A 24,190-nucleotide genomic window follows, 5' to 3' on the forward strand; every position below is an offset into this window, starting at 1 on the left:
ACGACCGCCCCCGGCGCAGCCACCAACAGCCCCGACACAGGACCCACCATCACCCCAACACATTGACCAAAACCCAGCGCCCCAGCCCACCAACCCCCAAGAACAGCAAAAAGCCCCGTACCGACTTCAATCTCGATACGGGGCTCGGGTGCTGCGAGGCACGGTGGGCACAACAGGATTTGAACCTGTGACATCTGCTTTGTAAGAGCAGCGCTCTACCGCTGAGCTATGCGCCCTGGCTGAGCCGACAGACTACCTTGCCTCCGGGGCTGCTCCCCAATCCAGGGTGGCGCACCTGTCGCAGCCGCCCGCCGTCGCCGACTCCCGATCGCGCAGGTTGGTGGCGTCGATCGCGAACCAACCGGCCGCTGTGTTCGTTCCCACTGGGTGGGAGAATGGCAGCCGGGCCTGGGGCGATGCGATCGGGAGAGGGATGTGACGGCGACACACACGCAGCCGCACGAGCAGCGAGCACGCCGTGCAGTACGCCGTCGCCCCCGCGGGGGCGCGTTCCGGGACACTGTGACTCTGCTCCTGCTGCCGCTGCCGCTGCTGGCAGCCGCGGCGCCCGCCGCGTTCGCGGGCGGCGGCACGCGGCGCTGGTTCGGGCGCGGGGAGAGCCAGCGTGCGGACGCGCAGGCCGCGAAGGACGCCGCGGCAGCCGCCTTCTACGAGCTGGACACGGCACAGCGCGACCTCCGGATCTCCATAGAGACGATCACGGCCGTCGACAGATCCCCCGCGGCTCGCCGCGCCGCGGACGACTACGAGAGCTTCGGACGGCGGATCGACGAGGTCAGCCAGGGCTATATCAGCGCGGTGGACGCCCACGACCTCGACCGGGACGATCTCGACGCCGGCGCGGCCTCGCGGGCGCGCGCCGACCTGACGCGGGCCAAGGAGGAGCTGGAGCGGGTCAAGGCGGATCTCGACCGCTTCGCGCAGGGCCTCGGCCCGCTGCTTCAGACCGCGGAGACGCAGTTGGCGCGGCTCGCCCCGGCGGTGGAGCGCGCCCGGCAGGCTTTGCTGGCGGCCAGCAACGCGCTGGACGCCGTTCGCGCTCAGGACTTCAAGGCGGACGACCTGGCGGCCCGGCTGGCCGCCCTGTCGCCCGAGCTGACCAAGCTGAACCAGGGCGCCGGTCAGCACGGCGTGCAGGAGACCATCCGGCGCGCCGACGACGTGCTGCGCGAGGCCGAGGCCGTACGGACCGAGGCGGCGCGGCTGCCGGAAAAGGCCGCGGAGATCGACAAGCGGCTGGTGTCGCTGCGGACCCGTGCGCAGGCCATCACGACGCGGGCGGGCAAGGTCGATCCCGTACTGAGCGAACTGCGCCGTCGGTACAGCGCGGCCTGTTGGCAGGACCTCCAGCACGTACCGGAGCAGGCCGCGGACGCCGTCGCACAGGCCGAGATCAAGGTGCGGGAGGCCCAGCGGGCTCGCGACGAGCAGCGGTGGGCCGATGCCACGAGTCTGCTGGCGACCGTACGGGCCCTGCTGAACACGACCGACGAAGCGGTTTCGGCGGCCGGTGACCGCCTGCGACGCCTGGACGAGGTGTCCTTCGACCGCGAGAAGGAGGTCGAACGGACGCGCTTCGCCGTGCGCGACGCGCAACGGCTGGCGATGGCGGGACGCAGCACGCCCGACCCGCGCCACGCCCGGCCGCTGGACGACGCGGTGGCGCGGCTGGAGCGCGCGATCACCGGCCTGGAGGGACGGCACCCGGACTGGTGGCACTTCCTCACCGAGACAGAGGCCGTACGCCGGACCGCCTCCCGGGTCGTACAGGAAATCCGCGACGAACGCGGCGGAGGAACCACGGGCTGAGGCCTCTCGGTACGCGCAGGTCGGGACGCGCAGGGCGAGGGCGGACGCGGTACGGCGCTCCCGTATGGGCGGCCCGGGGCGGAGACGGCGCTTCGATGGGCGGCCCGAGGGGGCGGAGACGGCGCGTCGATGGGCGGCCCGGGCGGCGGAGGCGGCGCGTCGATGGGCGGCCCGGGCGGCGGAGGCGGCGATTCGCTTGCGGGCTGCCGAGGCCACGGACAGCCCACCCCCTCCCAGCGCGCCTCCCGGCCTCTCCCCGCGCCTCCCCGCCACCTCACTGACCAGCCACTATGGCGTGACGCCACCTACAGGCGGATGCTGGAGGCAGACACGGCCCAGGCGGTTCATCTGCGCGAAGGAGGCCGGACATGGACGCTGGCCAGACTCTGCACGGGCCCTCCCGGACGATGCGCGGCAGGGTGCGTCACACACAGCTCGACGAGCACCTGCCCGTCGATCACCGGCTCAGCACGGTTTACCGTTTCGGCGCCGGCCTCATGGGGCTGGTGCTCGTCGCTTTCGGCATCCTCGGCCTGATCGACAAGATCGGCTTCTTCGACACGGGCGGTGACACGGTCGCCGGCCTCAACACCAACGGCGCGCTGAGCGTGCTGTCCATCGTCGTGGGCCTGGTCCTCTTCGGCGGCATGGTGATCGGCGGAAACTTCGCCTCGACCCTCAACATCGTGCTCGGCCTGGCGTTCCTGCTGAGTGGATTCATCAACCTCGCCATCCTGGAAACCGGCTTCAACTACCTGGCCTTCCGAATCCAGAACGTGCTGTTCAGCTTCCTCGTCGGCCTGATGCTGCTGGTCTTCGGCATGTACGGACGTGTCTCCGGCGGTCTGCCGCACGACAATCCGTACTGGCGCGCCCGCCATCCCGAAGTGGCGCAACGACCGGCCCGCCGCCCCCTGCCACCCCGGACGGGCGCTCACGCGGCACCGCGACAAGCAACGGCACCGACGCACCGACGCCACCGCTCCTCGAAGCACCGCAGACCCGCTCTGTGACGACCCCGGAATCACCAGGCGACAACCCCAAGATCAGAAACCAGCCCCCACACCCACACATCCCCGCATCCGCCTTCCCTTGCTCCCCCACCCCGCTCCCGCCATCGTCCTCCCCTCACCCCGCCCCAATTGATAACCCCCATCCCCACATGCCAGCCTCTGACCAGCGACAGTCGAGCGACAGTCGAGCGACAGTCGGAGGAGAGGCGACGGCCCGTGAAGATCAGCCGTGTCGAAACGTTTCTGGCCCCGCCACGCTGGATGTTCGTCCGCGTGGAAACCGACGCGGGCCTCATCGGCTGGGGCGAACCGGTGGTCGAAGGCCGCGCCGAGCCGGTACGCGCCGCCGTCGAGGTCCTGTCCGAGTACCTCATCGGCCGAGACCCTTCACGCATCGAGGACCACTGGCAGGTGATGACCAAGGGCGGCTTCTACCGCGGCGGCCCGATCCTCTCCTCCGCCGTCGCCGGACTGGACCAGGCCCTGTGGGACATCAAAGGCAAACAGCACGGCGTACCCGTCTACCAGCTGCTCGGCGGCCCCGTACGAGAACGCGTCCGTGCGTACGCCTGGATCGGCGGCGACGAACCGGACGAAATCCGGGACGCGCTGACCGCTCAGATCGAGGCCGGTTTCACCGCCGTCAAGATGAACGGCTGCGGACCGATGACACCGATCGCCACCCGCGCGGAGGTACGCGACTGCCTGCGCCGCGCCGAGACCGCCCGTGAAGTACTCGGTGACGAACGCGACTTCGGCCTGGACTTCCACGGCCGCGTCTCCCCCGCCAACGCCCGACGCCTCCTTCCCCTCCTGGCCGAGCACGCGCCGATGTTCGTCGAGGAACCCGTCCTCTGCGACTACCTGCACGCCCTTCCCGACCTGGTCAACGCCTCCAACATCCCCCTCGCTCTCGGTGAACGCCTCTTCACCCGCCAGGAGTTCCTGTCTCCCCTCCAGGCAGGCGTCGCCATCCTTCAACCGGACATCTCCCACGCGGGCGGCATCTCCGAACTGCGCCGGATCGCCGCTCTCGCCGAGACATACGGAGCCCAGCTCGCCCCGCACTGCCCGCTCGGCCCGGTGGCACTCGCCGCCAGCCTCCAAGTCGCCTTCACCACCCCCAACTTCCTCATCCAGGAACAGTCCATCGGCATCCACTACAACCAGGGTGCCGAACTGCTCGACTACGTGGCCGACCCGGAGCCCTTCCGCTTCCACGCCGGCTCCCTCCTGCGCACCGACCGCCCAGGGCTGGGCGTAACGGTCGACGAGCCGGCCGTACGAGCCGCCGACAAGCGAGGGCACTCCTGGCGCAACCCGATCTGGCGACACACGGACGGCTCGTTCGCCGAGTGGTGAACGGCGAACAGGCCGGGACGTGAACACGCGCAGACACGCTCAGAGAGGCATGGACCAACCGCATGGATTTCACCGACGCGCTACGAGCCGCCCGTCTGGTCGCCATCATCCGTGGCACGGATGCCGACGCGTCGTTCCGTACGGTCATGACGTTGGCCGAGGCAGGCGTCCGCCTGATCGAGGTCTCCCTCACCGGACGGGACGCACTCCACGTCATCCACCGGGCACGTGCCGAGCTGGGCGATGACGCCTGGCTCGGTGCCGGAACGGTGCTGACCTCCGATGACGCCGGACGCGCCGCCGAAGCCGGCGCCAACCTGACCGTCACGCCCGGCCTGGGCGCGGGCCTGGACACCTCCATCCGTCTCGGCCTGCCCGTCCTCGCCGGAGTGCTCACCCCCTCCGAAGTAATCGCCGCCGATGCCGCGGAAGCGACAGCGCTGAAGCTCTTCCCGGCCTCGGTCGGCGGCCCCGACTATCTCAAGGCCCTCCGCGCGCCCTTCCCCGACGCGCCGTTCGTGCCGGTCGGCGGGGTGGACGCGGCAGCCGCGCGCGCCTACCTGGCCGCCGGTGCGGTGGCTGTCGGAGTCGGCTCACCTCTGGTCGGGGACGCCGCGGACGGTGGCGACCTGGCCGCCCTCCGTACTCGCGCAGCCGACTTCCTCTCGGTGTGCGCGGGATGAACACGGACGCGGAACGATCGGCGCCGGGGCGGTCCGCCGTCTCTCGGCCCAGCCCCTCCCCAGCTCCGGGCGGAGCACCGAGCCCGGTCAGCCGTACGGGCTCGGATAGCAGCGATACCGTGCTCACCTTCGGCGAGAGCATGGTCGCGCTGCGCGGCAGCGGCCCGCTCAAGCTGGGTGGCACGATGAACGTCTCCGTCGCGGGCGCCGAAAGCAACGTCGCCATCGGCCTCGCCCGGCTCGGTCACTCCGTCCGCTGGGTGGGGGCGGTGGGCGACGACGAGGCCGGCCGGCTCGTACTCCGTACCCTGCGGGCGGAAGCCGTGGACGTGTCCGAGGCGTGGTCCGATCCCGGCGCACCGACCGGACTGATTCTCTTCGAGCCGCGGCTGCCGGACGTGACCCGGGTGCACTACTACCGCGCGGGCTCGGCCGGCTCCCGCCTGACTCCGGATGCCCTCGACCGGGCCTTCGCCACCGCCGCACCCCGAATCCTTCACCTGACCGGCATCACCCCGGCGCTGAGCCCCACCGCCCGCGCGGCCTCGACGCACGCGCTGCGGCTGGCTCGCGACCACGGCACCCTCGTGTGCCTCGACGTCAACCATCGCTCCCGGTTGTGGACGTCCGACCAGGCGTCGGCGGTCCTGCGGGACTGGGTGCCGTACGTGAACGTCCTGATCGCCTCGGCCGACGAGCTCCCGCTCTGCCTCCCACCGGGCTCCCCGACCGACACCGCTGACCAGGCCCGGGAGCTGCTGGCCGCGGGCATCCAAGAAGTCACGGTCAAACTCGGCCCGAACGGCGCCACCACTTACACGAGCCCGGAACAGCCGGACTCCTCTTCCTCTCCGGCGAGCAGTGCACACCCGGCGGAGGGTACGAGCGACGCGCACCACGCCGGCGACGGCTCGCTGCACCAGCCGGGCGTACCCGTGCGGGCCGTGGACCCGGTCGGCGCCGGTGACGCGTTCGTCGCCGGCTACCTCTCCGCGCTGCTGGACGGCGAGGGCATCGCCGCACGCCTCGAACGGGGCGTGACGACCGGCGCATTCGCGGTGGCGTCCCACGGTGACTGGGAGGGCGCACCCACTCGCGCCGAACTGCACCTTCTCGGCCGCCCTCCCGGCACCGTCGTGCGCTGAGTCTGCTCCTTCCCGCCTCACATCACACCCCCTCTCTCCCGCTCGCGGGCTAATCTGTCGCCATGCCTCGTTACGAATACCGCTGCCGTTCCTGCGGCTCGACCTTCGAGCTGAACCGTCCGATGGCCGAGTCCTCCGCCCCGGCCACCTGCCCGGACGGGCACGAGGACACGGTCAAGCTGCTGTCCACGGTCGCCGTCGGCGGCACCGCCGCAGCTCCGGCACCCAGTGGCGGCGGGGGCGGCGGCTGCTGCGGAGGCGGCTGCTGCGGTTAGTGCCTACGGCCGGTCAGGCCGGGCCGGGCCTCAGCTTGGCCCCGGCCCCCAGCACCCGCTGTCGGCTGTCGGCTGTCGGCTGTCGGCTTCATCGTCTGCGGGCCACTGTCAGTCCGTCTGCCACGGTGAGCATCACCGCCTCCACCCTCTTGTCCGTCATGACGTGGTCGTTGAACTCCCTGATCGCCGCGGCTGAGCCTTCCGCCCGCGGATCGGCAACGGCGCCGCCGAAGAGCACGTTGTCCGCGACGATCAATCCCCCCGGCCGTAGGCGCGGGACCAACTCTTCCCAGTACGGGACGTAGTTGCCTTTGTCCGCGTCGAGGTAGGCCAAATCGATGTGCGGCTCGGCGGGCATTGCCCGCAGGGTGTCCAGCGCCGGTGCGATCCGCAGGTCGATCCGGTCGGCGACACCGGCCTTCTCCCACGCCTCGCGGCCGTACGCCGTCCACTCCTCGGACACGTCGCAGGCGATCAGCCTGCCCTCCGGAGGTAGTGCCTGCGCCATCGCCAGGGCCGAGAAGCCGGTGAACGTGCCGACTTCCACGATCCGGCGTGCACCGCACAGACGGACCAGGAAGGCCAGCAACGGGCCCTGCTCCTGGGCCGACTGCATCCGCGCCGACTCGGGAAAGCGCCGGTAGGTGGTCTCCACCAATTCTCGCTGCACGGCGTCCAGCGGCGGGTTGTGCGCGAGGACGTAGTCGTACAGCTCCTCCGTGATCGCGGTGGTCTTGCTCTCGGTCACCGGTGCTCCTCAGGTCCCCAGGTAGCGCAGTACGGCCAGGACCCGGCGAGAGTAGCCGGAAGTACCGGTCAGACCGAGCTTGTCGAAGATCGCGTTCGTGTGCTTCTCCACCGCGCTCTGGGAGATGTGCAGCCTGCCGGCGATGCCCGCGTTCGTATGGCCTTCCGCCATTTGGGCGAGCACCTCGCGCTCCCGCGCTGTGAGCGAGTTCAGCGGGTCGGTACGGCTGCTGCGGGAGAACAGAACGCGTACGACTTCGGAGTCGAAGGCAGCGCGCCCGGAACCGACCCGCTCCAACGCGTCCAGGAACTCGTCGACCTGCACGACTCTGTCTTTGAGCAGGTAGCCCACCCCCTCGCTGTCCTCGGTCAGCAGCTCGGTGGCGTAGCGCCGCTCGACGTACTGCGACAGGACGAGCACGCCGACGTCCGGCCAGCGCTCCCGGATCTGGACCGCCGCTCGCAGCCCCTCGTCCGTATGCGTGGGCGGCATCCGTACGTCCACGACGACCACGTCCGGCCGCTGCTCCGCCGGTGCGCGCTCCAGCACCGTCATCAGCTCCGCGGCGTCGCCGACCGCGGCCGTCACCTCGTGGTTCTCTTCTGTCAGCAGCCGCACCAGGCCCTCCCTCAGCAAGGTCGAGTCGTCGGCGAGTACTACGCGCATGGCAGCTCCGCAGTGATCGTGGTGGGTCCGCCGATCGGGCTGTCCACCCGGAACCTGCCGTCCATGGCGGCGACCCGGCGGGCCAGCCCGAACAGTCCGCTCCCCGAGGCGTTCGCACCGCCCCAGCCGTCGTCCTGGATCCGGACGAGCAGGTTGGCCTCGTCGCGGTCGACGGTGACGGTTATCCGGGCCGCGCTGGCGTGCTTGACGGCGTTGGTCACCGCCTCGGAGACGACGAAATAGGTAACGGTCGCCACCGGGGTGTCGGGCTCGCGCGTAAGGCGGTAGCTGAGCCGGACGGGGAGCGCCGAGCGCTCCGCGACGGTCTCCAGCGCGGCCCGCAGCCCCGCCTCGTCGAGGACCGTCGGGTAGATACGCCAGGCGACTTCGCGCAGATCGGTCAGTGCCTGGCGGCTTTCCGCATGGGCCTGCCGCAGCAACCCGGCGGCGTGAGCCTCGTCCTTGCTGCGCAGTGCGCGGCCGAGCAGCATCCCGAGCGCCACCAGCCTCTGTTGCACCCCGTCATGCAGGTCGCGCTCGATGCGCCGGCGCTCGTCGTTGACCGCGGCGACCACCCCGGCCCGGCTCGACGCCAGTTCCGCGACCCGGCGTTGCAGCTCTCTTTCCTGCGTGGGGCCGAGGAAATGGCGCGCCAACCGGGCTTCCAGGGTCGCCACCCCGAACACCGCCTGCAGACTTATGAAGAGCAGGAACCCAGCGCCCACGCCGGTCTCCGCGACGTCCACCGGATGCTCGATGTGGGAGAACATCCAGGCCGTCGACGCCCACAGGACGATGGTCGCTCCCGCGAGCGCGAAGCACACCACGCCGCCGCCCAGCAGCCCCAAGATCCATCGCACGGCCAAGTATTTGAGCGCGCGCTCGTTGTCGTACCTGTAGGAGAAGTCGGCGCCGCCGAACCGCAGGCGGCGACGCGCGGATTCGATGAGGCACCGGGCCACAGCCGCCACGGGCGCCAACACCTTGCGTCTCCCGCGCGGCCACACGAAAACGCAGAGCAGCGCGAGCCCCGAGAGCACGATGAACGGCAGCTCGACCGCCACCGTGCCCGCGCCGACCAACAAACCGACCGTGAGGCGCATCCCGCGCCGTGTCATCCCCCGCATGATCGAAACGCTAGTGGCTGCGCGGACACCACCACACTGCGGAAAACCGCAGTGTTCCGTGCGGTTTTCCGCAGTGTGTCCGCGTCGTCGAATTCTTAGCTTTGAATCATGAACGCACACGCGGAAACAAACTGGATCACCGGGCTCATGGACACCCTCGGCGCGCCCGGCGCCGGCCTGGCGATCGCCGCCGAGAACCTCTTCCCGCCCCTGCCGAGCGAGTTGATTCTGCCACTGGCCGGCTTCGCGGCGGGCCAGGGCCGGATGACCGTGTTCTCCGCGCTCGCGTGGACGACGCTCGGGTCGGTGCTCGGCGCACTGGCGCTGTACGGCGTGGGCGCGCTGCTCGGCCGGGCCCGGATGCTCGCCATCGCGGCCCGGCTGCCGCTGGTCAACGTCTCCGATGTCGAGAGGACGGAGTGCTGGTTCCAGCGACACGGCAACAAGGCGGTGTTCTTCGGCCGGATGGTGCCGATCTTCCGCAGCCTGATATCGATCCCGGCCGGCATCGAGCGGATGTCGATACCGGCCTTCCTTCTTCTGACCACGCTCGGCAGCCTGATCTGGAATTCGATCTTCGTCCTCGCCGGCTACGCGCTCGGCGAGAACTGGGAGGAAGTGACCGGCTATGTGGACGCGTACTCAAAGGTGGTGCTGGTGGCCGCCGGGCTGGCGGTCCTGGCCTTCCTGGGCGTACGGCTCAGCAAGAGCGGGCGGGGACAGCACCGCGGATGAAGGCCCGCAGGATCTCCTCGCCTGCCACGGCTCCGCGCTCGTCCAGCGTCGTGACGTGCGGAGCGTTCCAGCCGGCGTCCGCCAACTCGCCATGACCAGGCCGCCAGCCGCGGTCCGAGGCCAGCAGCAGGTCGGCGTCCAGCAGCGAGTCGCCAGCGGCGAGTACCTGCTCGGCCCCGGTCCGGCGGGCGACTTCGGTCACGGCGGCGCTCTTGGTGAGTGGTTTCGGAACGGCGTAGATCTTGCGGCCCTGGAGCGAGACGGTCCAGCCGCGGGCATCCGCCCATTCGGCGAGTTCCTTGACCCAGGCCTGCGGCAGCAGCGAGCGCTCGACGACGAGATAGGCGAAGAGGTCCTCGGCGACTCGTTCCTTGAGCAGCCACGCCGGATCGGCGGTGCGCACGAGGTGCGTACGGACCTCGTCGAGCGAGGCGCACTCAGCAGCCAGCCGGGCGGCAACAGTGCGCTGCCAGTCCCGGTCGGGCTCCCCGTCGACGAGCAGGTGGCCCCCATTCGCGCAGATGGCGAACTGCGGGGCGCGGCCCGGGAGGTGGATACGCCGGTACTGCTCACGGGTGCGCGTCGTCGTCGGGACGAACGTGGTGGCGCCGGCGAGCTCGGCGAGCAGCCCCGCTGCCGTCTCCGTCATGTAGGAGAGGGGCTTGTGCTCGTAGACCTCGACACAGAGCAGGCGTGGTGCCTCTGCGTCGGGCATGGCCAGGTCCAGCGCGGCGGCCGAATAGATGAGGGTGCGGTCCAGATCGCTGGCAACGATCGTGCTCACGGCGCGGTCACCGCCTTGCCGTCCGCACCCGTCGCGCCCCGCGTGAAGCGGGGGTGGATCAAACCGACACAGGTGTAGGGGAGCTCGTCGACCTCTTCGACGGGTACGCCCCGCTGTTCAGCCAGGAGACGCACATGATCGAGGTCCGTTCCGGCACCGCGCCGGGCAAGAATCTTCCAGGGGACGCGCCGCAGCAGTACCCGCGTGGTCTCGCCGACACCCGGCTTGACGAGGTTGACGTCATTGATGTCGTACTCCTCGCTGATCCGCTCGACCGCCGCCCAGCCCGCCCACGTGGGCGCCCGGTCGGCCGCGGCCAGTTCCTTCACATCGGCGGCGACCTGCTCGGCGACCTCGTCGAAACGGGCGGCGACGGTGTCGACGAACGCCCGCGACAGGTCGGCCTCCGCCAGGTCGCGGTAGAACTTCGCGCCGTGGAAGTCGTCCGGCCCCACGAGATCGTCGCGGAGTACGGTGCGCGAGATCAGGCCCGAGACGGTGGAGTTGAGGCACGCGGAGGGGATGAGGAAGTCGTCGCGCGTACCGTACGTGTCCACGCAACCGCCTGGGTCGGCGAGCACGGCGATCCGCGGGTCGAAGCCGGGGAAGTCGCTCAGTGCCTGCGCCAGTTCGCGGGTGATGGCGCCCTTGCCCGTCCAGCCGTCGACGAAGACGACATCGGCCGGGTCGTGGTGGGCGGCCAGCCAGCGCAGCGCGTTGGTGTCGATACCGCGACCGCGCACGATCGAGACGGCGTAGTGCGGCAGGTCGAGGCCGTCGCGGTGCAGGGCCCAGCGGCGCATCAGGACGCCCACCGGGGTGCCGGCACGGGCCAGCGAGACCAGTACGGGGCGGGGAGACCGCTCGGCGATCACGGTTTCCGTGACAGTTCCGACCGCACGCGCGATACGGCCTGCGGAGGTCTCCAGCGCACTGTGGAACAGCGCCTGGTACTGCTCACTCGGCTGGTACTCGACGGGCAGCGACTCGGCATAGTGCGCGCCACCTGCCTGTATCGCCTCCTCACGCTCCTCGGTCGGCGCTTCGAGGGTGATCGAGGACAGGTCCTGGAGCAGCCAGCCGACCTCGTCGGAGGTGTAAGAAGAGAAGGCGGGGCCGCGCAGCGGCTCGGGGAGGGGCATCGGTCAGACCTGTCGTTGCGGGGCGTCGGGCGCGGGCTTCTGGGCGGGTTCCGGCGTCTGCGGCAGCGCGTATGCCGGGGTGTACGAGGGGATGACGGCGAGCAGCAGCCGGTCGGTATGGGGCGCGAGCCGGTCCAGCAGGCCGTGGGCACCGTGGAGCTGCGGGGTGTCGCCGTGCGAGTCGATGACGGCGACGATCGCGTCGAAGCGCCGCTGCGGGTCCGCGCCGGGTGCGACGTTGTACGCGTACCGCTCCCCCGGGCCGTCGGCCGGCCGGTCGTGGGCCGGGAAGGCCAGCCGGGTACGGATGGCGTAGCCCGGGTCGTCCACGGCGAGGACCGGCGAGCGGGTGGTGGTCGAGAAGTACACCTCGGCCGTGGTGGAGTCGTCCAGGGCTCCGGCGAGGCGCAGCGGCGCGTACATCAGCTCTTCGTTGCCGAGGACCAGGACCCGGCGTGCGCCGGCTACCGCGTCGGCGATGCGGGCCGCCATGCCGGGGAGGGCGGCCTCCAGGTGGTCCCGGTGCGCGGGGGTGAAGCCGTGCCGCCCGCCATCCGGCACGGCTTCCGGCCAGCCCAGGTCGATGCGATCGGCGCGTACGGCGTGCACCGGGCTGGCTGGGGGGACGTCTGTGTCCGGAGTCGCGTTCGCGTCCGGAGTCATGATCCGGTCGGGGGCCATGTCCCCTTCGGCGGCCACGCCAACACCCGAGCCCGCGGCCCCGGTCCCGGCTTCGGCCCCAGCCTCAGCACCAGACGCCGCGATCCCGCCCGACACCACGATCCCGTCACAGTCCGCTTCCCCGCCGGGAGCCGCCACAGGGGCCGGGCCCCGGATTGCTTCCGTCGGCGGTGCGTCGTGGTGGGCGGCTACGAGGGCCTGGCCGCGTGCGAGTACGTCGGCCGGGAGTTGTACGCCTCCGGCGGCCAGGGATATGAGGTCGACCCGCGCGCCCAGGTCGGCGGCGAACTTCTCCAGGTGTCCCCGGTCCGCGTCCGAGCGCATGTCGACCAGGGCGACGACGACGTACCGCTCGCGCGGGAAGCGGGCGTGCAGCGCCTTGATGGTGTTCAGGACGGTGCGGCCGGTGGAGAACTCGTCGTCGACGAGGACCAGGGGCCCGTCTCCGGCCAGCAGCGCCGGGTCCTCCGGGAGCAGCAGGTGCGAGGTCGCGTGGCTGTGTTCTTCCTCGAAGCCGCCCGCCTGCTCGACCCCCGCGACCGGCCGCCGTGTGGAGTGCAGATACGGCGCGAGGGCAAGCCCGTCGGCCACGCTGTGCCCGAGTCCCGTGGCGGTCTCCGCGTACCCCAGGACGACGGCGCGCGCCGCCTCGGCGTCGCCCAGCAGTTCACGGACCCGGCGTCCCAGCCCGAAGCCCGCGCCGTAGACCGTGTCCGGTCGCTGAGGTACATGCTTGCCGAGCACGTTCGACACGAGCAGATGGGCCCGCTTGGGGTTGCGCCGCAGCGCCAGCCCCAGCAACTGGGGCAGTTCCGCCCCGCCGCTCAGCGAGACACCGAGCCGCTGGGCGACCCACTCTCCCGTCCACACCACTGTGCCCGTCTCCTTCGTCTCTTCCGCCGTCGTCATCGTCCGTTGCTTCCTGGCCGTCCGCGGCCCGCCGGAGTGGCAACCGCCATCGGGTCTCCCGAACCGTTCGCCGGTTCAGGTCTGCGGGAGGCTGGCCGTCAGCAGTTCCACGAAGCCGACGCCCTCTCGGGCGACGCCGAACGCCTCGGCACGCAGCAGGGTCCGTTCGGCCCAGGCGCGGTGCGGTTTGATCTCGTTCATCTTGTTCGTGTACGCGGAGCGCAGTACGCCGCCGGCGCCGCGCTCGGGCCGCAGGATGTCCACGGCGTCGCTGAACTCCTCATGGCTGACGACCGAGAGCGCGTGCACCGGTGCCACGTGCGAGGGGTGGATGCAGGTCTTGCCCTGCAGGCCGTTCGCGCGGTCGAGTTCGATCTCGCGCAGCAGCCCGTCCATGTCATGTTCGATCAGAGCCGTACGGAGCTCCTCCGCCCGGCCCAGGAAGGGGCTCTGCCGCAGCTGCGGCTTGAACATCCGCTCGTGCAGACGGAAGTACTCCCACACGGGGCCGGTGACGGTGAATCCCGTGCCGTCCGCCCGGCCGAGCACGTTCACCACGTCGGCGATCACGGACGCGACGATCTGCACGTCGTACGCGGTCATGTCGGGGGCCCGGCGCAGGCCATAGGCCGAGCAGAAGTCCGTGACGCCGAGCCGCAGCGCCAGTATCCGTTCGCGGTATTTGTCCACCGTGCGCGCGATGCCCCGCAGCGTTTCGCCGCGGCTCTCCAGGTGGAGCAGATCCGGGGATTCGAGCACCGGCATCGCGAACAGCCGCCGCCCGCAGTCCGCCTCCGCGCCGGTCAGCGCCTCCAGGAAGGGGACACCTCGCTCCTCGGTGAACTTGGGCAGCACGAACCCGGACAACAACCGCACATCGCGGCCCAGTCGGCGCACCAGGTCGGGTATCTGCCCGGCCGCGCGGACCCTGATGAACAGCAGCGGAAGGTCCGTACCCGTCTCGGTCTTCTCGCCGAGGGCGGCGAACTGCCGTATGAGGTTCTCCTCGCCGGCGACGACGTCCGCGTCACTGATGGAGTCCTCCAGGCAGAGCACCATGGAGACCACCCCGCGACCGGTCTGCTTGATGATGTCCTCGGCGAGCCGTGGACGGGTGGCCGGGCTGTAGAGCGTCGCACCGAGGGCCACCGAGAGCATGCCGGGTGGGGAGTCGGCGGTGAACTCGACCGGCTCCTGGTGGAACAAAGCGTTCCGGATATCGGGCGCAAGATGCCCAAAGTGACGCATAGAACTCCCCGTGAGCAGGCGGGGCCGGGGCCACCCCGCGGCGACTCGCTGTCTGGATCCGGCCGGTAATCGTACGTGCGGCCGCGACGAGAAAGTTCCCGGCCATGTGAAAAGCACGTAACCCGCACACGGCGGCCAGGTGTCGCGAGTGCCGGACGGGCCACGCCGGAAAGGCCCCCGCGTTGTCCCCCCGACCTCCGGGAAGGCAGGATTACGGACATGACGCACGCGATGCTGAAAGGGTCGAACGTACCCCTCGACACCACGGCGGTCCGGGCCGTACTGCGCTGGTCCCCCGGCGCCGGAGTGCGCGATGTCGATGCCTCGGCCCTGCTGCTCGGCGCCGACGGACGTGTGCGTTCCGATGCGGACTTCGTCTTCTACAACCAGCCCCGGCACCCCAGCGGCCTGGTGCGGCACCTGCCGAAGATGCAACTGGCCGACGGGCTGGCCGACACGATCGAGGCGGACCTGTCCGCTCTCGACGCGTCGGTGGACCGTGTCATGCTCACCGCGTCGGCGGACGGTGGAACCTTTGCCCACGTACGGGACCTGCGCGTCCTGCTGTACGGCGCCTCCTCGGGGGACGACGATCCGATCGCGGTCTTCGACGTCGTGCCGGAGACGGGCAAGGAGACGGCATTGATCTGCGGCGAGTTGTACCGGCGCGGGGAGCAGTGGAAATTCCGTGCCCTGGGGCAGGGGTACGAGAACGGGCTGGTCGGTCTGGCCACCGAGTTCGGGATCTCGGTGGAGGAGGACGAGTCCGCGGCCGCCGAAGCCGGCGCGGCACCGGCACCGGCACCGGCACCGGCAGCCTCGCCCACCGCCGCGGCATCGGATGGTTCCGGCGAAGCCGAGGCGCCGTCGGCCGCCGCGGGCCCTGAGGCCGCGACCCAGCACCTCCCCGACCCGGGCCCGGCACCGGCATCACCCCCGGCACCGGCTCCCGCCGCGCAAGCGGAACCCGACTCCTTCCCCCTGCCGCCCCCCGCGGCACCGCCCACGACGGCTCCCCCGGCGGCAGCTCCGGCCGCCGCGTTCCCTCCGCCGCAGCCCACCGGCGGCGGCTACGGCTATCCGCAGAACGTTCCGAACTTCCCGCCGCCCCCGGCGCAGCCACCGGCCCAGCCCGCGTACGGCTATCCCGGTCCGATGCCCCAGCAGCCGCAAGCGCAGGCGCAGCCCTCGTACGGCTATCCGCAGCCTCCGCAGCAGGCCCAGCACCAGCCGTATCCGACGGGACCGATGGCACCGGGCGTCCCGGCCCCTCCGGCCTACGGCTACCCGCAGCAGCCCCCTGGCCCCGGCCTGGACCCGAACTTCGTCCTGCCCCCGCAGGGCCCTCAGTTCCAGCACCGCTGAACGAGCCGCCCGAACCGACCCGGCCCGCTGAACGGTCCGACCTGGCCGGACCAGCCGAGCCCACTGAACCGCCCAGCCCGTCCGAACCAGGCGAACCAGGCGAACCCACTAAACCACCCGAACCGCCCGGTCCGTCTGAACCCACCGAGCCGGCTGAACCGGCTGAACCAACCGCCCCCACCCCCCAAGGAGCCGAGGGACCGGTAGCAGCCGGCAGAGCGGCGATCGGCAGGAGTCGGCGCGCGGTCACCAACCGCCCGCCGACCAGCGGACACCCCGCGACACACGCCGGACACCCTCCAGCCGTACCGCCCCCCGGCCGGGTCACGCCTTCGCGCCCTCACACCTTCGACTTGTACCCCCGCCCCCACTGGAGGCCCCAGCCGTAGAGCCGGTCCAGTTCGGACTGGAAGCCGTAGACGTACTTGACCTCGCGGCGGACGGTCAGTTCGCCCTTGTTGTTCTCCAGCATGAAGATGGCGCAGGAGCGGGCCTGCGGCGCACGCTCGTCCAGGCCGATTTCCACCCGGGGCCCGTTGCTCGGGTAGAGCGTCACGACGGCGTGGGTGCGGTCGAAGGCCGGTGTGCCGTCGTAGATGTAGACGAAGATCAGCAGGCGCTTGATCTCGTCGCGGTGGTCGAGGTTGATGTAGAGCGTTTCGCCGGAGGGTGAGCCGAAGCGGTCGTCGCCGCTGAGCTTCACGTACGGCGCGGCGTTGATGTCGCCGAGGAAGTTGCCCAGGGGCTGCACCACGCCCTTGGTGCCGTCCTTCAGCTCGTACAGGCAGGCCAGGTCCAGGTCGATCTTGACGACCGCCGGCCCCTGCGCCTGTACGACCTCCGGTTTGAACATCTTGCCCGGGTTGCGCAGCAGGCTCCCGCCGCGCTGTGAGCCGCGCATCCCGATGTCGGACGTGCGCATCTGCCATGACAGGTTGACCCGCAGGTGCCCGGAGGCCGCGCCCTGCTTCGTCAACGAGACGACCGGATTGCGTTTGGTCAGCTCGACCACATACGACGCCCCACCGGCCTCGAACTTCGGCGCCCCGCCCCGCCGCCAGTTGTCCAAGAACGACACCTTGCCCCACCCCATCGATCCGACCCGGAGGCCGTCCGACCCGATGGCCCGACGGCCCGACTGCTACTGATCCCGACTGATCCGGCTGTTCCCGGCCGCCCCAAGGCCCGGCACGGCCGCGGGGCGGCCATGGAGTGAGCACTCCATGGCCGCCCCGCTGAGAGCGTTCCTCAATCGGACCCTCGTCACACTCCGGAGGCGACTTCCGACTTTGTCTCGGAGCTTTCCCCTGGCTTGCCTTCCAGTCGGTTCTTGCGCACCGACGACCAGAACGACAGCGCGATCAGCGCGATGCCGACCAGGCCGGTGATGACCTCGTGGATCTCGTACTTGATCGTGACGAGCAGGATGACCGCCAGCGCGCCGATGGCGTAGTGCGCGCCGTGCTCCAGGTAGACGTAGTCGTCGAGGGTTCCCTTGCGGACCAGGAAGACCGTCAACGAACGGATGTACATCGCGCCGATGCCCAGACCCAGCGCCATCTCGAAGATGTCGTTGGTGATGGCGAAGGCACCGATGACGCCGTCGAAGGAGAACGACGCGTCGATGACCTCCAGGTAGAGGAACAGGAAGAACGCGGCCTTGCCCGCGAGTCCCACACCCGAGACGGAGCCGCGCTTGGAGTCCGCGCCGTTCGCACCGGCTCCCTGGGACGCCACGGCCGCCTTCGCCGCGGCGCCGTCCTGCACCTCGTCGTCCTCGTCCTCCTCGGCGTCCTCCAGTTTGTCCTCGAAGTAGCCGGAGATACCGCCCACGATCAGATACGTGAGCAGTCCGGCGACGCCGGACAGGAGCACCGTCGCGCTCTTGTCACCGCCGCCGTGGGCGACGTCGGTGGCCACCGTCATCGCGACGACGAGCAGGACGACCAGCGCGATGATGACGGACAGCATGTCCAGCTTGCCCATTTTGGCCAGCGGCCGTTCCAGCCAGCTCAGCCACTTGTGCTCGCGCTCCTCGAAGATGAAGTCGAGGAAGATCATGATCAGGAACATGCCACCGAAGGCCGCGATGGCCGGGTGGGCCGCCGTGACCAGGTGCTCGTACTGCGCCTTGTCGTTGATCGCCAGATCGACAGCCTCGATCGGCCCCATCTTCGCGGTGATCGCGACGATGACGACCGGGAAGACCAGGCGCATACCGAAGACGGCGATCAGAATGCCGACGGTCAGAAAGATTTTCTGCCAGAAAGCGTTCATCTTGCGCAGGATTCCCGCGTTGATGACCGCATTGTCGAACGAGAGCGAGATCTCCAGGATCGACAGGATGCCGACGATCGCTAGCCCCTGCCACCCCCAGAGGACGCCGGCCAAGGCCAGTCCGGCCGCCGTGACGGCGAACGACCAGCCAAAGGTTCTCAGGAGCACTGCCTAACCCAATCCCTCGCTGTGTGGGGTCCCCCGCGCGCAGCGCGCGGCGCCTTTACGAAACGTTGACCCCGAAGTCTAGAGCGATGCCTCGCAACCCCGACGCGTACCCCTGACCCACCGCACGGAACTTCCATTCACCGCTGTACCGGTAGACCTCACCGAAGATCATCGCGGTTTCGCTGGAGGCGTCCTCGCTGAGGTCGTAACGGGCCAGCTCACTGCCGTCCGCCTGGTTGACCACCCGGATGAAGGCATTGCTGACCTGGCCGAAGCTCTGGCCGCGCGCGTCCGCCTCGTGGATCGAGACCGGAAAAACGATCTTGTCGACCTCTTCGGGGACCTTGCCGAGGTCGACCAGAATCGATTCGTCGTCCCCTTCGCCCTCACCGGTGAGATTGTCCCCGGTGTGCTCGACCGAGCCGTCCGGGCTCTTCAGATTGTTGTAGAAGACAAAGTGCTCGTCTCCGAGCACCCGTCCCGACCTGCACAGCAACGCGCTGGCATCCAGGTCGAACGGCGCTCCCGTGGTCGAGCGCGCGTCCCAGCCGAGGCCGATCATGACCTGCGTGAGATTCGGAGCGGCCTTGGAGAGGGAGACGTTGCCTCCCTTTGCGAGCGTGACGCCCATGGTGTTCGCATCCTCCCCGGTGTCGGTGGTGCCGTGGTTCCCCACGGCTTTCATACGGGTTCGTACAGGCCTCGTACGAGGCGGACACGGCCCCGGATACGACACCTTTACGGCGCGGACGTGGACTTGGTGCGGTCCACGCACGCCGCGCACCGGGGTTCGCGTCCCGTACGGCCTGCGTACGGGCTTCAAGCGCGCCCGGCGCCGTACTCCCCGGGACAGGGGGGTACGGCGCCGGGTGCGAAAGGGTTACGGCTCGGCTCAGACGTTGACGCCGAAGTCCTGCGCGATGCCGCGCAGGCCCGAGGCGTAGCCCTGGCCGATGGCCCGGAACTTCCACTCCGCGCCGTTGCGGTACAGCTCGCCGAAGACCATGGCGGTCTCGGTCGAGGCGTCCTCGCTCAGGTCGTAGCGGGCGAGCTCGTTGCCGTCGGCCTGGTTGACGACGCGGATGTAGGCGTTGCGGACCTGGCCGAAGCTCTGCTGGCGGTTCTCGGCGTCGTAGATCGACACCGGGAAGACGATCTTGGCGACGTCGGCGGGCACGCCGGCGAGGTTCACCTTGATGGCCTCGTCGTCGCCCTCGCCCTCACCGGTGGTGTTGTCACCGGTGTGCTCGACCGAGCCGTCCGGGCTCTTCAGGTTGTTGAAGAACACGAAGTTCTGGTCGTTGCCGACCTTGCCCTGGTCGTTGGTCAGCAGTGCGCTGGCGTCGAGGTCGAAGTCCGTACCGGTGGTGGTACGGGCGTCCCAGCCCAGACCGACGAGCACTGCGGTCAGATTGGGGGCTTCCTTCGTCAGCGAGACGTTGCCGCCCTTGCTGAGGCTGACTCCCACGAGTCCTCCCTGGGTTCGAGGGGTACGAATTGCTTTGCGCCCCCATCGTGCATGGCATCGGATCAACGTTTTGATCCTAGTGACCGGTTCCCACCGATTACAGGTAGCGGGACGGACACCGCGCCGGTGCCGCGGCGGGAACCGGTCGCGGCGGTCCGCCGGACGCGAAATCCGCCCGGCCCGGCCGGGGCTCCCGGGCTCAGAGGCTGCCGAGCGCCTTGAGGTAGTCGTTGAGGTCGCGGGCGTCGGGCAGGCCGTTGACGACCGTCCAGCGCACCACGCCCTCCTTGTCGATGATGAAGGTCCCGCGCACCGCGCAGCCCTTCTCCTCGTCGAAGACGCCGTACGCCCGCGAGGCCTCGCCGTGCGGCCAGAAGTCCGACAGCAGCGGGTACTCCAGGCCCTCCTGCTCGGCGAAGACGCGCAGCGAGAACGGCGAGTCGTTGGAGACGGCCAGCAGCTGCACGTCGTCGTTGACGAACTTCGGCAGCTCGTCGCGCAGGGCGCACAGCTCACCGGTGCACACACCGGTGAAGGCGAAGGGGTAGAAGAGGAGGACGACGGCCTTCTCGCCGCGGAAGTCGGAGAGCCTGACCAGCTCGCCGTGCTGGTTCTTCAGCTCGAAATCCGGAGCCTTCGTGCCGACCTCGATCGCCATGGGGACCGTTCCCTTCGCAGACGCCGTGCGCGGACGCTTTTCGCCGTGCCCGGCGCCGTCACCGGCGTGCGGCGCGGGGCACCGCCGGCAGCGGCCGCTCCGGCGGATTCCAACAGGTTGCGGCCAACCCTACGCGCCGGGGCGCGCACGCCGAGCCCCCCACCGGATCATCCGGCGGAGGGCTCGGTTCAAAACGTGGGGCGCAGCTCAGCGCTTGCCCGACTTGGCGCCCTTGGGGGTGACCAGGCGGCTGCCGCTCCAGTCCTTGCCCGCGTTGATGCTCCTGGTCTGGGACAGGCCCGCGGTCTGCGCGGCTTCATTGATGTCGCTCGGCTCGACGTACCCGTCACGGCCGGTCTTGGGCGTCATCAGCCAGATCTCGCCGCCCTCGTCGATCAGACCGATGGCATCCACCAGCGCGTCCGTGAGGTCGCCGTCGTCATCGCGGAACCACAGCACGACGACGTCGGCGACGTCGTCGTAGTCCTCGTCAACGATCTCCTGGCCGATCACGGCCTCAATGGCTTCGCGGAGCTCCTGCTCGACGTCGTCGTCGTAGCCGATCTCCTGGACCACCTGTCCGGGCTCGAACCCCAGCTTGATGGCCGGGTTGGTCCGCTCCTCCGCGTGGTCCGCGGTCGCGCTCACGGATTGCCTCCTGTCATGTTTCGGTAAATGGCTTGCACCCCACGCACGCGCGGGGCATTGGGCGTAGTCCACACGGGCCGGGCGGATCGCGCAAGTACCCGGCGGCCGAGACCGTCGAAACGGTGACGTTTACCGCCGTCTCGCCGCAACTGCGACCCCGCCCACGAGGCGGAAAGTGATTCACCCCACATTATTTAGTCACCTTTGTGTAGTTTTAAGGGTGGACTGGGCTCTTTGGGGGGCGCCACCCGGCACACGCACTCTCTCTCGGGGTTCGCACGACCGTACGGCCACCCGCTACGGCGTGGGCGTATGGTTGCGATTTGGCCGACCTGAAAAACCGGCCTTTCAGCGCCCGTCTCTTAGGGGGTGGTTACCCACCGGTAGAGATGACGTATCCCGGTGAGCCGGTACACGATGGAAGACGGCGCGACACCAAGCAGAGCAAGACCGAACAGCGAAGGAACAGCGTGGCTTCCGGATCCGATCGCAACCCGATCATCATTGGCGGCCTTCCCAGCCAGGTCCCGGACTTCGATCCCGAAGAGACCCAGGAATGGCTCGACTCGCTCGACGCAGCCGTCGATGAGCGAGGCCGGGAACGTGCCCGCTACCTCATGCTCCGCCTGATCGAGCGTGCCCGCGAGAAGCGCGTGGCCGTGCCCGAGATGCGCAGCACGGATTACGTCAACACCATCGCGACCAAGGACGAGCCGTTCTTCCCCGGCAACGAGGAGATCGAGCGCAAGATCCTGAACGCGACCCGGTGGAACGCCGCGGTCATGGTGTCGCGGGCGCAGCGCCCCGGTATCGGCGTCGGCGGCCACATCGCCACCTTCGCGTCCTCGGCCTCCCTGTACGACGTGGGCTTCAACCACTTCTTCCGGGGCAAGGACGACGGCAAGGGCGGCGACCAGATCTTCTTCCAGGGCCACGCCTCCCCCGGCGTGTACGCCCGTGCCTACCTCCTGGACCGCCTGAGCGAGGCGCAGCTCGACGCCTTCCGCCAGGAGAAGTCCAAGGCCCCCGACGGCCTGTCCAGCTACCCGCACCCGCGGCTGATGCCGGACTTCTGGGAGTTCCCGACCGTCTCGATGGGCCTCGGCCCGCTCGGCGCGATCTACCAGGCCCGGATGAACCGCTACATGGAGGCGCGCGGCATCGCCGACACCTCCGACTCGCACGTGTGGGCCTACCTGGGCGACGGCGAGATGGACGAGCCCGAGTCGCTCGGCCAGCTGTCCCTCGCGGCGCGTGAGGGCCTGGACAACCTGACCTTCGTGGTCAACTGCAACCTGCAGCGCCTGGACGGCCCGGTCCGCGGCAACGGCAAGATCATGCAGGAGCTGGAGTCGCAGTTCCGCGGCGCCGGCTGGAACGTGATCAAGCTGGTGTGGGACCGCAGCTGGGACCCGCTGCTGGCCCAGGACCGCGACGGCATCCTGGTCAACAAGCTGAACACGACCCCGGACGGTCAGTTCCAGACGTACGCGACCGAGACCGGTTCGTACATCCGCGAGCACTTCTTCGGTGACGACCACCGCCTGCGCGCCATGGTCGAGAACATGACCGACCAGCAGATCCAGCACCTGGGCCGCGGCGGTCACGACCACAAGAAGATCTACGCGGCGTACGCGGCGGCCAAGGCCCACAAGGGCCAGCCGACCGTGATCCTCGCGCAGACCGTCAAGGGCTGGACCCTCGGTCCGAACTTCGAGGGCCGCAACGCGACCCACCAGATGAAGAAGCTGACCGCCGAGGACCTCAAGCGCTTCCGCGACCGGCTGCACCTGCCGATCTCGGACAAGGAGCTGGAGGACGGCAACCCGCCGTACTACCACCCGGGCCGCGACTCCGAAGAGATCCAGTACATGCACGACCGCCGCAAGGCGAACGGCGGGTACGTCCCGACCCGTGTCGTGCGCGCCAAGCCGCTGCCGCTGCCGGACGACAAGGCGTACGCGGGGGCGAAGAAGGGCTCCGGCCAGCAGAAGATCGCCACGACCATGGCGTTCGTGCGGGTCCTGAAGGACCTCATGCGGGACAAGGAGATCGGCAAGCGTTTCGTGCCGATCGCGCCGGACGAGTACCGCACCTTCGGCATGGACGCGTTCTTCCCGTCCGCGAAGATCTACAACCCGCTGGGCCAGATCTACGAGTCGGTCGACCGTGAACTGCTGCTCGCCTACAAGGAGTCGCCGACCGGCCAGATGCTGCACGACGGCATCTCCGAGGCCGGCTGCACCGCGTCGCTGATCGCGGCGGGCTCCGCCTACGCCACGCACGGCGAGCCGCTGATCCCGATCTACGTCTTCTACTCGATGTTCGGGTTCCAGCGCACCGGTGACCAGTTCTGGCAGATGGCCGACCAGCTCGCGCGCGGCTTCGTACTGGGTGCGACCGCCGGCCGTACGACCCTGACCGGTGAGGGCCTCCAGCACGCGGACGGCCACTCCCAGCTGCTCGCCTCGACCAACCCGGCGTGCGTCGCCTACGACCCGGCGTACGGGTACGAGATCGCGCACATCGTCAAGGACGGTCTGCGCCGGATGTACGGCGAGGACAGCGAGGACGTCTTCTACTACCTCACCGTCTACAACGAGCCGATCCAGCACCCGGCCGAGCCGTCGGACGTGGACGTCGAGGGCATCCTCAAGGGCCTGTACCGCGTCAACCAGGGCGAGAAGGGCGAGCACGCGGCCCAGATCCTCGCCTCCGGCGTGGCGGTGCCGTGGGCGCTCGAAGCGCAGCGCATCCTCGCCGACGACTGGAACGTCAAGGCGGACGTCTGGTCGGCGACCTCCTGGAACGAGCTGCGCCGCGACGCGGTGGAGATCGAGGAGCACAACCTGCTCCACCCGGAGGAGGAGCAGCGCGTCCCGTACGTGACGCGCAAGCTCGCCGACGCCGAGGGTCCGAAGGTGGCCGTCTCCGACTGGATGCGTGCGGTTCCGGACCAGATCGCGCGCTGGGTGCCGGGCACCTACCAGTCGCTGGGCGCGGACGGCTTCGGCTTCGCGGACACGCGGGGCGCGGCCCGTCGCTTCTTCCACATCGACGCGCAGTCGATCGTCCTCGGCGTGCTCACCGAGCTGGCCAGGGAGGGCAAGGTCGACCGTTCGCTGCTGAAGCAGGCGATCGACCGCTACCAGCTGCTGGACGTCACGGCCGCGGAGGCCGGCGAGGCGGGCGGCGACGCGTAGCCGTCCCGCACGACAGCCGATACCGCGCGGCGCCCCCGGCCGGAGAGATCCGGCC

The 24,190-nt window shown here is 69.7% G+C and carries 20 protein-coding genes, 1 tRNA gene and 1 pseudogene; 9 read left to right on the forward strand and 13 right to left on the reverse strand.

Annotated features, from left to right (window positions below; translation table 11 throughout):
- Nucleotides 1-164: 164 nt before the first annotated feature.
- Nucleotides 165-236 (reverse strand) — tRNA-Val (locus ACFV57_RS19510).
- Between the two features lie 199 nt (nucleotides 237-435).
- Here ACFV57_RS19510 and ACFV57_RS19515 point away from each other — a divergent pair.
- The 6 genes from ACFV57_RS19515 (at nucleotide 436) to ACFV57_RS19540 (ending at nucleotide 6,308) form a co-directional block, all read left to right on the forward strand.
- On the forward strand, nucleotides 436-1,830 hold the full coding sequence (locus tag ACFV57_RS19515) for a hypothetical protein (RefSeq protein WP_385233376.1): 1,395 nt from the start codon (nucleotides 436-438) through the stop codon (nucleotides 1,828-1,830).
- Between the two features lie 368 nt (nucleotides 1,831-2,198).
- Nucleotides 2,199-2,843 carry a DUF4383 domain-containing protein gene (locus ACFV57_RS19520; RefSeq protein WP_385233378.1) on the forward strand — a complete coding sequence of 215 codons (645 nt, stop codon included), beginning with the start codon at nucleotides 2,199-2,201 and terminating at the stop codon, nucleotides 2,841-2,843.
- A gap of 159 nt (nucleotides 2,844-3,002) precedes the next feature.
- Nucleotides 3,003-4,205 (forward strand): galactonate dehydratase, encoded by a 1,203-nt coding sequence (dgoD, locus tag ACFV57_RS19525; protein ID WP_385233444.1) that lies wholly within the window; start codon nucleotides 3,003-3,005, stop codon nucleotides 4,203-4,205.
- Nucleotides 4,206-4,267: 62 nt separating this feature from the next.
- Nucleotides 4,268-4,888: a bifunctional 4-hydroxy-2-oxoglutarate aldolase/2-dehydro-3-deoxy-phosphogluconate aldolase gene (locus tag ACFV57_RS19530; RefSeq protein ID WP_385233381.1), complete on the forward strand. Its 621-nt coding sequence runs from the start codon at nucleotides 4,268-4,270 to the stop codon at nucleotides 4,886-4,888.
- Nucleotides 4,889-5,028: 140 nt separating this feature from the next.
- The gene (locus ACFV57_RS19535; RefSeq protein ID WP_385233447.1) at nucleotides 5,029-6,033 is read left to right on the forward strand and encodes a sugar kinase; all 1,005 of its coding nucleotides are present in this window, start codon (nucleotides 5,029-5,031) and stop codon (nucleotides 6,031-6,033) included.
- Nucleotides 6,034-6,095: 62 nt separating this feature from the next.
- Nucleotides 6,096-6,308, forward strand: coding sequence for a zinc ribbon domain-containing protein (locus ACFV57_RS19540; RefSeq protein ID WP_030183475.1), 213 nt, complete (start codon nucleotides 6,096-6,098; stop codon nucleotides 6,306-6,308).
- An 88-nt stretch (nucleotides 6,309-6,396) separates the two neighbouring features.
- Here ACFV57_RS19540 and ACFV57_RS19545 read toward each other — a convergent pair whose 3' ends face one another.
- The 3 genes from ACFV57_RS19545 to ACFV57_RS19555 are packed head-to-tail and all read right to left on the reverse strand — an operon-like array spanning nucleotide 6,397 to nucleotide 8,825.
- Nucleotides 6,397-7,056, reverse strand: coding sequence for an O-methyltransferase (locus ACFV57_RS19545; protein WP_385233384.1), 660 nt, complete (start codon nucleotides 7,054-7,056; stop codon nucleotides 6,397-6,399).
- 9 nt (nucleotides 7,057-7,065) lie between these two features.
- A complete protein-coding gene (locus ACFV57_RS19550; RefSeq protein ID WP_385233386.1) occupies nucleotides 7,066-7,722 on the reverse strand; it encodes a response regulator in 657 nt (218 codons plus the stop codon).
- Nucleotides 7,713-8,825 (reverse strand): sensor histidine kinase, encoded by a 1,113-nt coding sequence (locus ACFV57_RS19555; protein ID WP_385233389.1) that lies wholly within the window; start codon nucleotides 8,823-8,825, stop codon nucleotides 7,713-7,715. The genes ACFV57_RS19550 and ACFV57_RS19555 overlap by 10 nt, the downstream gene beginning before the upstream one ends.
- Nucleotides 8,826-8,957: 132 nt before the next feature.
- Here ACFV57_RS19555 and ACFV57_RS19560 point away from each other — a divergent pair, with 132 nt between their 5' ends.
- A complete protein-coding gene (locus ACFV57_RS19560) occupies nucleotides 8,958-9,584 on the forward strand; it encodes a DedA family protein (protein ID WP_385233392.1) in 627 nt (208 codons plus the stop codon).
- Here ACFV57_RS19560 and ACFV57_RS19565 read toward each other — a convergent pair.
- From ACFV57_RS19565 to ACFV57_RS19575, 3 genes and pseudogenes are all read right to left on the reverse strand, one after another.
- Nucleotides 9,550-10,368, reverse strand: coding sequence for an HAD family hydrolase (locus ACFV57_RS19565; protein ID WP_385233395.1), 819 nt, complete (start codon nucleotides 10,366-10,368; stop codon nucleotides 9,550-9,552). The genes ACFV57_RS19560 and ACFV57_RS19565 overlap by 35 nt on opposite strands.
- Nucleotides 10,365-13,100: pseudogene (locus ACFV57_RS19570) on the reverse strand (phosphoribosyltransferase). Before ACFV57_RS19570 ends, ACFV57_RS19565 begins: the two are co-directional and overlap by 4 nt.
- A gap of 75 nt (nucleotides 13,101-13,175) precedes the next feature.
- A complete protein-coding gene (locus ACFV57_RS19575) occupies nucleotides 13,176-14,348 on the reverse strand; it encodes an HpcH/HpaI aldolase/citrate lyase family protein (RefSeq protein ID WP_385233398.1) in 1,173 nt (390 codons plus the stop codon).
- 219 nt (nucleotides 14,349-14,567) lie between these two features.
- On the opposite strand from ACFV57_RS19575, the gene ACFV57_RS19580 reads away from it, so the two are divergent.
- The gene (locus ACFV57_RS19580) at nucleotides 14,568-15,713 is read left to right on the forward strand and encodes a TerD family protein (protein ID WP_385233401.1); all 1,146 of its coding nucleotides are present in this window, start codon (nucleotides 14,568-14,570) and stop codon (nucleotides 15,711-15,713) included.
- A gap of 340 nt (nucleotides 15,714-16,053) precedes the next feature.
- Here ACFV57_RS19580 and ACFV57_RS19585 read toward each other — a convergent pair whose 3' ends face one another.
- The 6 genes from ACFV57_RS19585 to ACFV57_RS19610 form a co-directional block, all read right to left on the reverse strand.
- Entirely contained in the window at nucleotides 16,054-16,791 is a 738-nt protein-coding gene (locus ACFV57_RS19585) for a Tellurium resistance (RefSeq protein ID WP_385233404.1), read from the reverse strand.
- A gap of 185 nt (nucleotides 16,792-16,976) precedes the next feature.
- Nucleotides 16,977-18,158 carry a DUF475 domain-containing protein gene (locus ACFV57_RS19590; RefSeq protein WP_385233407.1) on the reverse strand — a complete coding sequence of 394 codons (1,182 nt, stop codon included), beginning with the start codon at nucleotides 18,156-18,158 and terminating at the stop codon, nucleotides 16,977-16,979.
- Nucleotides 18,159-18,213: 55 nt separating this feature from the next.
- On the reverse strand, nucleotides 18,214-18,789 hold the full coding sequence (locus tag ACFV57_RS19595) for a TerD family protein (protein ID WP_385233410.1): 576 nt from the start codon (nucleotides 18,787-18,789) through the stop codon (nucleotides 18,214-18,216).
- A gap of 261 nt (nucleotides 18,790-19,050) precedes the next feature.
- Nucleotides 19,051-19,626, reverse strand: coding sequence for a TerD family protein (locus ACFV57_RS19600; RefSeq protein WP_385233413.1), 576 nt, complete (start codon nucleotides 19,624-19,626; stop codon nucleotides 19,051-19,053).
- 199 nt (nucleotides 19,627-19,825) lie between these two features.
- Nucleotides 19,826-20,284 carry a peroxiredoxin gene (locus tag ACFV57_RS19605; RefSeq protein ID WP_385233416.1) on the reverse strand — a complete coding sequence of 153 codons (459 nt, stop codon included), beginning with the start codon at nucleotides 20,282-20,284 and terminating at the stop codon, nucleotides 19,826-19,828.
- 207 nt (nucleotides 20,285-20,491) lie between these two features.
- The gene (locus tag ACFV57_RS19610; RefSeq protein WP_003979717.1) at nucleotides 20,492-20,932 is read right to left on the reverse strand and encodes a DUF3052 domain-containing protein; all 441 of its coding nucleotides are present in this window, start codon (nucleotides 20,930-20,932) and stop codon (nucleotides 20,492-20,494) included.
- 470 nt (nucleotides 20,933-21,402) lie between these two features.
- Here ACFV57_RS19610 and aceE point away from each other — a divergent pair, with 470 nt between their 5' ends.
- The gene (gene aceE / locus ACFV57_RS19615; RefSeq protein WP_385233420.1) at nucleotides 21,403-24,135 is read left to right on the forward strand and encodes a pyruvate dehydrogenase (acetyl-transferring), homodimeric type; all 2,733 of its coding nucleotides are present in this window, start codon (nucleotides 21,403-21,405) and stop codon (nucleotides 24,133-24,135) included.
- Nucleotides 24,136-24,190 lie beyond the last annotated feature (55 nt).

Origin of the sequence: Streptomyces sp. NPDC059788, from assembly GCF_042732265.1 — a bacterium.
Lineage (GTDB): Bacteria > Actinomycetota > Actinomycetes > Streptomycetales > Streptomycetaceae > Streptomyces.